This window comes from Microbacterium sp. NPDC087868 (assembly GCF_044900755.1).
GTDB lineage: Bacteria > Actinomycetota > Actinomycetes > Actinomycetales > Microbacteriaceae > Microbacterium > Microbacterium galbinum.
In genome coordinates this window covers 1-1165 of sequence record NZ_JBJDNO010000021.1, presented here as the reverse complement: position 1 = coordinate 1165, position 1165 = coordinate 1, and the positions used below count along the sequence as shown (strand labels likewise).

Below are 1165 nucleotides of genomic sequence, written 5' to 3'. Positions count from 1 at the left end.
GGGGCCAGCCCCGCGCAGGCCGTCGACCCCACCGGCGCCGTGCGGAAGCTGCCCGAGTCCGGAGCTCGACGCGACGCCTCGGGTCAGCCGACGGACGGTGTCATCGGCAGTATCGGACGCACGCTGGTCTGATCTCCACCGCGCTCATCGCATCGCGGCGACGAAGCGGTCCTCGGCGAGGATACCCAGGAGTGCGGCGGACGTCTCGTCCGGCGCATCCCAGGTGACGACGTGTCCGGCGTCGGGAATGACGTACTCGGCGACCTCCTCGACGTCCGCCCATCGCGGCATGGCTACGGCGATGTTGCCCGTCCGATCCTCGGCCCCGCGAATCAGTCCGAGGGGCACCGGCGAGCGATAGGCCGGCTCGGGCGCGACCAGGGATACCGTCGCGCGCCAGACATCGAGGAAGACCGGCTTCGGCATCCGGGCGAACGTCTCCTCGGTGCGCGCGAACGCGGATGCCGACACGGCCGAGGCACGCGCCATCATCCCCGGCAATCGACGAGACGGCACCAGAGCAAGCATCGGAGCGGCGAGACGAAGGGCGAGGCGTTCGACACTCGACAGCGGTCCGGCGTTCCAACTCGCATCCATCACGATCACTCCGCTGACCCGGTCGGGCTGGGCGACCGCGTACGCCTGGGCGAGGTTGCCGCCGAGCGAATGGCCGACGACGACGGCTCGGTCGATCCGGCGCTCCGCCAGCAGGGCCGCGATGTCGCCGAGCGCCGCGTCCGCCGAGAACCGCGCCCCCTCGTCGAGAGGGGACTCCCCATGCCCGCGGAGGTCCGCACGCAGCACACGCAGGCCGGCAGCCGTGAGAGCCTCCGCCTGCGCGTCGAACATGGTGTGGTCCAACCCGGCACCGTGCACGAGCAGCACCGGGTGCCCGTCTCCCCCGCCATCGGCGAAAGCGATCACGGCCCCGGGCCGGTCGAGACGTCGGTCGAGAGTGCTCATGCTCCGACCCTATGACGATCTCGGCGTAGATCGCCTCGCGCGACAGACGGTCGGAGGAGTCGATGATGAACTCGCGACGCGGAGCGACCTCGTTGCCCATCAGCAGTCGGTGGCCTGGGTCGGGGCCAGCCCCGCGCAGGCCGTCGACCCCACCGGCGCCGTGCGGAAGCTGCCCGAGTCCGGAGCTCGACGCGACGCCTCG

The 1165-nt window shown here is 71.5% G+C and carries 2 protein-coding genes; one reads left to right on the top strand and one right to left on the bottom strand.

Features of this window, described 5'->3' with window-relative positions; genetic code table 11:
* Positions 1–144: 144 nt before the first annotated feature.
* Complete coding sequence (locus tag ACI2JZ_RS18385; protein WP_404598859.1) at positions 145–963, bottom strand: alpha/beta fold hydrolase; 819 nt, start codon at positions 961–963, stop codon at positions 145–147.
* Between ACI2JZ_RS18385 and ACI2JZ_RS18380 the strand changes: the two genes are divergently transcribed.
* Positions 962–1165: hypothetical protein (locus ACI2JZ_RS18380; protein WP_404598858.1), on the top strand; the 204-nt coding region annotated here is incomplete at its 3' end. The two genes, ACI2JZ_RS18385 and ACI2JZ_RS18380, sit on opposite strands and share 2 nt — an antisense overlap.